Source organism: Streptomyces sp. PsTaAH-137, from assembly GCF_003259365.1.
In the GTDB taxonomy this organism is placed as follows: domain Bacteria; phylum Actinomycetota; class Actinomycetes; order Streptomycetales; family Streptomycetaceae; genus Streptomyces.
The window spans coordinates 1-6,161 of the sequence record NZ_QLLY01000047.1; the positions used below are offsets into that span (position 1 = coordinate 1).

General features: G+C 74.5%; 4 protein-coding genes. 2 read left to right on the forward strand and 2 right to left on the reverse strand.

Annotation, left to right across the window (positions count from 1 at the left end; translation table 11 throughout):
* Both K377_RS40440 and K377_RS41975 read right to left on the reverse strand, forming a co-directional pair.
* On the reverse strand, positions 1-3,255 hold a 3,255-nt coding region (locus K377_RS40440; RefSeq protein WP_146614860.1), incomplete at its 3' end, for an amino acid adenylation domain-containing protein.
* Between the two features lie 260 nt (positions 3,256-3,515).
* Complete coding sequence (locus K377_RS41975) at positions 3,516-3,863, reverse strand: hypothetical protein (protein WP_181512772.1); 348 nt, start codon at positions 3,861-3,863, stop codon at positions 3,516-3,518.
* Positions 3,864-4,277: 414 nt separating this feature from the next.
* On the opposite strand from K377_RS41975, the gene K377_RS40450 reads away from it, so the two are divergent.
* Entirely contained in the window at positions 4,278-5,471 is a 1,194-nt protein-coding gene (locus K377_RS40450; RefSeq protein WP_111668639.1) for an aminotransferase class V-fold PLP-dependent enzyme, read from the forward strand.
* A gap of 96 nt (positions 5,472-5,567) precedes the next feature.
* On the forward strand, positions 5,568-6,161 hold a 594-nt coding region (locus K377_RS40455), incomplete at its 3' end, for a ScbR family autoregulator-binding transcription factor (protein ID WP_237551609.1).

Consider the following 6,161-nt stretch of genomic DNA (forward strand, 5'->3'; position numbering starts at 1 on the left):
GTCACCGGTGGCGCGGGCGCCGTAGGCCCGGGCCAGTTCCGCCGCGAGCGGCAGGTGCGACCACAGGTCGACCGCGTCGGCGGGCAGGGACAGTTCGAGGAGGTGCTCGTCGGCGGACAGGGTGCGCAGCTGGGTGCCGGCCGCGCCGATCCGCGAGTTGCGCAGCGCCTCGTGCCGGTTGCCCAGATCGGCCAGGGCGGCTTCGAGGGCCCGCTCGTTCAGCGCGCCGTGCAGCCGCAGCGGCAGGACGACGGCGCCCTCCGCGCCGCCGGGCCCGGTGCAGGCGGCGGGGGCGTCGCCGAGCAGCGCGGCGAACGCGGCCGGCGTCGGCGCCTCGTACACCGCCCTGCTCCCGGGGTCGGCGCCCAGCACCGTACGGGCCTTGGACAGCAGGCGGGCCGCGGCGAGCGAGTGCCCGCCGATGCGGAAGAAGTCGGAGTCGGCGTGCACCTGGCCGCGCGGCACTCCCAGCACCTCGGCGAACAGATCGCGCACGATCTCCTGCAAGGGAGTGCCCGGCCGGCCGCCGGTCCGCTCGGCGGTGAACGACGGGGCGGGCAGGGCCTTGCGGTCGACCTTGCCGTTGGCGTTCAGCGGCAGTTCGTCGAGGAGTGTCAGGGCCGACGGGATCATGTAGTCCGGCAGGCGCTCCTGGAGGTAGCCGGTGAGGGCGACGTCGAGGCCGACGGTGCGGTCGAAGGCGTTCGGCGTGTTCGCGCAGGCCCCGGCGGCGGCCGCCGGGCCCGTGTGCACACCGGTCAGCGCGCCGGCCGGCACCTGGTCCGGGTCGACGAAGACGACGTCGAGCAGTGCGGCGCCCTGCCCCGACCAGGTCGGCAGCGCCAGGTAGCCCAGGCGCTCACCGGCCGCGCACAGTTCCTCGGGGTCCGGTGCGACGGCGGGCAGGGCGGCCGCCGCCTCCAGCTCCGCGAGCGCCGTGTGCTCCTCGTGCACCCGGCGGTTGGGCACCGCGGCCAGCCGCAGCGTCGCGGGCCGGCCGGCCTCCAGGTGCGCGGTCACCGCGGCGGCGGAGGCGAGGTCCCGGCCCCAGTGCAGGACGGGGGCGGCCGCGAGGTCGGCGACCGGTGCGGCGGTGGAGAGCACGGCCTCGTAGCGGTAGCGGCTCAGTTCGTTGTGGTGCACGCCCCGCTTGACGCGTACGTCCACGGCGCGCACGGCGGGCAGGTCGCGGGCCAGCGCGTCGAACAGGGCCGGGGCGAGGAGGAGTTCGGTCTCCAGCTCCACGCGCTCGCCGATGGAGCGCAACAGGGCGTCCCGGGTCTTGTCCGCGCCGCCGGGGGAGGCCAGCTCCACGCCGGTCTGGAAGGTACGGGCGAGGTCGAGGTTGCGCAGATCGCCCAGGAGCAGCGCGCCGCCGGGGGCGAGCAGCGGCAGGGCGCCCTCGATCACGCCGCGCAGGTAGTCCAGGCCCGGGAAGTACTGGATCACCGAGTTGATGACGACGGCGTCGAAGTGGCCGGCGGGCAGGCCGCTGGTGTCCTCGGCGGCGCGGTGGCGCAGGTGGACCTTCGCGGCGAGTTCGGGGTCGGCCTGCGTCTGGGCGGTGAGCGCGGTGATGACCCGCTCGGAGAAGTCGGTGCCCCAGTACTCCTCGCACTCCGGGTCCCTGGCCAGATGCCCCATCAGCAGGCCGGTGCCCACCCCGATCTCCAGGACCCGGCGGCGGGGCAGCTCCCGGATGCGCTCCAGGGTGGCGCCCTGCCACTCGCGCATCTGCTCCAGGGGGATCGGCCGCGCGTCGTAACTGCTGTTCCAGCCCGCGAAGTCGGTGCCGAGCTCGGCGGACCCGGCGTCGTCGTACAGCGTCTCGTAGATCTCCTTCCACTCGGTGATCTGCGCGTCGGGCTCGGCGGCGGCAGCGGCCGGCGGCGCGGGCACGACGTGGGCGACGAGCCGCTTGTCGCCGTCCGGCGTCTCGTGCAGCGACACCGCCGCCGCGGAGACGCCCGGGTGGCCGGTCAGCTGCGCCTCGATCTCGCCGAGTTCGATGCGGAATCCGCGCAGTTTGATCTGGTTGTCGACGCGGCCCACGAACTCCAGCGCGCCGTCCTCGCGCAGCAGCACCACGTCGCCGGTGCGGTAGAGCAGGCCGCCGCTGCCGGTGAAGGTGTCCTCGACGAAACGCTGCGCGGTCAGCTCGGGGCGGTCGAGGTAGCCGGTGGCGAGCCCCGGTCCGCCGAGCAGGAGTTCGCCGGTGGCGCCGGGCGCGACCGGGGTGCCCTCGGGGGAGACGACGACGGCGACGGTGGTGCCGAGAGCCCGGCCGATCGGGATGGTCCGCGCGTCCTCGGCCGGCTCGTCGACCGCGTGCCAGGTGGCGAAGGTGGTGGTCTCGGTGGGCCCGTACACGTGCAGCAGCCGCTCGGGCGCGCCCGCCGCGAACACCTCGCGCACCCGGCGCGGGTCGCAGGCCTCGCCGCCGAACAGCACGGTGCGCAGCGGGGCGAAGGCGCCGGGGCGCTCCCGGGCGATCAGGTTGAACAGGGCGGTGGTCAGGAAGATCGTGGAGATGCCGTGGGCGGCGACCGCCTCCTCGAAGCGTCCGGGGTCGACGACGGACTCCTTGGCCAGGCCCACCAGGCGGGCCCCGGCGGCGAGCGTCGTCCAGATCTCGAACGTCACGGCGTCGAAGGCGGGGTTGGCGGCCTGGGCGACCACGTCCGCCGGGTCCAGGCGCAGGTAGTCGTAGGACCGCGCGAAGTCGACGACGGCCCGGTGGGGGACGACGACTCCCTTGGGCGTGCCGGTCGTTCCCGAGGTGTAGCAGACGTAGGCGGCGTCGTCCGGGCCCGCGGCCGGCCCGGGCAGGGCGGCGGGGCGCGCGGCGATCGCGTCGGCCTCGGCGTCGAGGTCGACGACCACGGTGTCGAGCCCCCGGTACTCCTCGGGCGCGGCGCCCTGCGTCAGCACGGCGCGTGCCGTGCTGTCCCGCACGATCAGGCGGCGGCGCTCGGCGGGGTTGGCCGGGTCGACCGGTACGTAGGCGGCGCCGGTCCGCACGACGGCGAGGAACGCGGTCACCATGGCGGGGCCCGGGGCGATCGCGGTCACCACCCGGTCCCCGCGGCCCACGCCCCGGGCCCGCAGGTGCGCGGCGAGACGGTTGGCGGCCAGGCTCAGTTCGCCGTACGTGAGGGACACGTCGCCGGCGTCACCCGGGTAGGTGAGCGCGGTCGCGTCGGGCCGCAGGTGGACGTGCTGCTCGACGAGGTCGGAGACCGACAGGACCGACATCACTTAGCTCCTAACGACGGGCGCTCTGGGCGTGGCAACTTCTTGCCAAGATGGTGGCAACAGGGCTTCGAGGCCCTGTCTCGGAAGGCTTGAGCGGCGGTGGAGCCGCTGGTCACGGCCGACGTCGGCGGCGCCTCGCGCGCGTGGGGTTTGCCCCGGGGGCGAGCCGTGCTCCCCGGCGAACAGCCGAAACCCCCGCGGCGGCCTGTGGCCGGCGGGGGTTGTCGAGGGCGCGCGCCCGTCGTGCACGGGCGGAGGGATCAGACAGCGGCGGTGGCGGGGGCGACGGGCCAGTCCTCAGCCGGGGCGGCGGCGGGAGCGACCGGCCAGTCCTCGGCCGGGGCGGCAGCGGGGGCGACAGGCCAGTCCTCGGCCGGGGCGACGGCAGGGGCGACAGGCCAGTCCTCAGCGGGGGCGGCAGCGGGGGCGACGGGCCAGTCCTCGGCGGGGGCGGCAGCGGGGGCGACCGGCCAGTCCTCGGCCGGGGCCGCCGAGATCGACGTGTCGAGGCTGAGCGCCGACGCGGCCGTGGTGCTGATGCCGAGACCGGTGAAGGCGGTGGTGGCGACGGCGGCGACGGTGACGGCGATCCGGGCGATGCGCTTCATGACGGACTCCTCTGTGACAACTCTGCGTTTTCCGCTTGGCAACCTTCTGCCAAGAAGATTGGCAAGGCGTTCTCGGGAATCACTCGCAAATCGGTCAATTACGGCTCGACGTGGACGCCAGGGGCACTCCACGAACGGCCGAGAGGGCGCGGAAAGCGCTGGTGAAACGCGCCTGGCCTGCGAAGCCGCGGATCGACGGCCCGTCCGGAAACGCCTTGGCAAAGCTGGGCAACCGCTGGAGAACGGATCGGGCGGGAACCGGCAGGGGCGCCGACGCCGGGCCGCATTGTCCCTTTCGGCCGTTCCGCTAGAGCGCCGCCGGAGCGCATGTTGCCAACTGTCAGGGGGAGTTGGCAAGGTAATGCCAATTCACTGGCACAGAGTTGCCACATGGAACGGGGGGAGGCCCCGGACATGACTGCGACGGCCCACGGCGATCCCAGGGTCCACCTGGACGCGGCCGGACTGGGCGCCATGCCCACCGCCGCCCGCGCTGCCCTCATCGAGTGGACACGTCACGAAGACCGCTACGGTCCCCACGAGTTGGAGGAGTACCTGGACGATGTCGTGCACGACGAGCTCCGCGCGCGCCTGACCCGCCTGCTGCGGGCGCCGACCGACGACACCGTGCTGTTCACCGGCTCGGCGGACGCCTTCGCCACCGTGGTGTCGCGCCTGCCGCTCGGCCCGGACGACCGGATCTGGACGACGCCCTACGAGGGCGTCGCCAACCTGACCGCCCTCTACGCGGCACGCGACCGCACCCGGTGCGGTCTGGACGTCGTCCCGCTGCGTCCGGACGGCGACCTCGACACGGAGTGGATGGCCGCGCACATCGACGACGACGTCGCGTTCGTCTCGGTGACGCAGGTGCCGGCGGGCTGCGGCATCGTCAACCCCGTCGAGGCGATCGGCCGCATCCTCGCGCCCCATCGCTGCCTGTACGCCGTCGACGCGTCGTACGCCGTGGGGCAGTTGCCGGTGGACGTGACGCGCACCGGCTGCGATCTGCTGACCGGCGACGGCTGGCGGTTCCTGCGCGGGCCGCGGTTCATCGGGTTCGCCCATGTCTCCCGGAGGCTGCGCGAGACGCTCGCCCCGCCCGGGATCGTGCCGCTGGTGCCACCGCACGGAGCGGCCGTCGTCGCACTGAGCGCGGCCCTCGCCGAACACCGGACCGACGCCTCGGACGAGGCGCTGACGGCCGCGCTGCGCGCCGCGGTCGAGGAGGCGCCCGGTACCGAACTGATCGTGCCGGGGCGGCTCCAGTCCGGCATCCTCGCCTTCCGGCACGAGCGGATGCCCGCGGCGCACATCCGGCGCCGGCTGGCGGCCCGCGGTGTCGACGTGCGCAAGACGGTCGCCCAGGAGACGCCTCTGTACCGCCCCGGGCCCGGGTTCACCACCGCCGTGCGCGCCTCCGTCCACCAGGACAGCTCACCGCGGGACATCGAGCGGTTCGGCGCGGCGCTGCACGAGATCCTGGCGCAGGAGGTCCCGCACCCGCACGCGCAGCCGCACCTGCGGCCCCGCACCCACCGGCACGTCCCGAACCGCCGCGGCACGGCTCCGGTCCGCCCGGCCCTGACGCTGGTGGGAGGCGCATGACGAGGCGTCGGATCCACTAGAAACCGCACGAGCGGTTTGTTACTGTCCTGGTGTGGGTCCGCCCGTACGCCGCGTCGCCCCGCAGCCAGGAGGAGCATGATGGTCAAGCAGGAGCGGGCGGTCCGGACCCGTCAGATGCTGGTGCGCGCCGCCGCCGAGTCGTTCGCCCGGGACGGGTTCGCGCTCGCCTCGCTCACCACGATCAGCCGGCGTGCCGGGGTGAGCACCGGCGCCCTGCACTTCCATTTCGCGAGCAAACGGGCGCTGGCCGACGCCGTTCTGCACGAGGCCGCCGCGGCCCTGGAGCGCACGACCGGCCGGGCCGACCGGGCACCGGACCCGCTGCGCGCGCTGGTCGAGGCCACGCACGGGCTGATGGACGGCATCGTGGGCGACGCCGTCGTGCGCGCCGGGTTCGCCCTCTCCGGCGACCCGGCCCGGACGCGGGGCGATGTCGACCTGCGGCAGCAGTGGCAGCGGTGGATCGAGCGCACGCTGCAACGGGCCGAGTGGGAGGGGCGCCTCGCCGAGGGGACCTCCTGTGCGCAGATCGCCCCCACCGTCGTGGCGGCCACCGTGGGCTTCGAGGTCCTGGGCTGCCGCGATCCCGACTGGCTCACCCGCCGGAAGATCGACCGCTTCTGGGAGTTGATGCTGCCGCGGCTCACGGACGGGGCCACGGCACGGGGG

Excerpts from the sequence above, each read along its gene's own strand:
- K377_RS40450 (WP_111668639.1), top strand. The coding sequence starts at position 4,278 with ATGACTGCGACGGCCCACGGCGATCCCAGGGTCCACCTGGACGCGGCC.
- K377_RS41975 (WP_181512772.1), bottom strand. The coding sequence starts at position 3,863 with ATGAAGCGCATCGCCCGGATCGCCGTCACCGTCGCCGCCGTCGCCACC.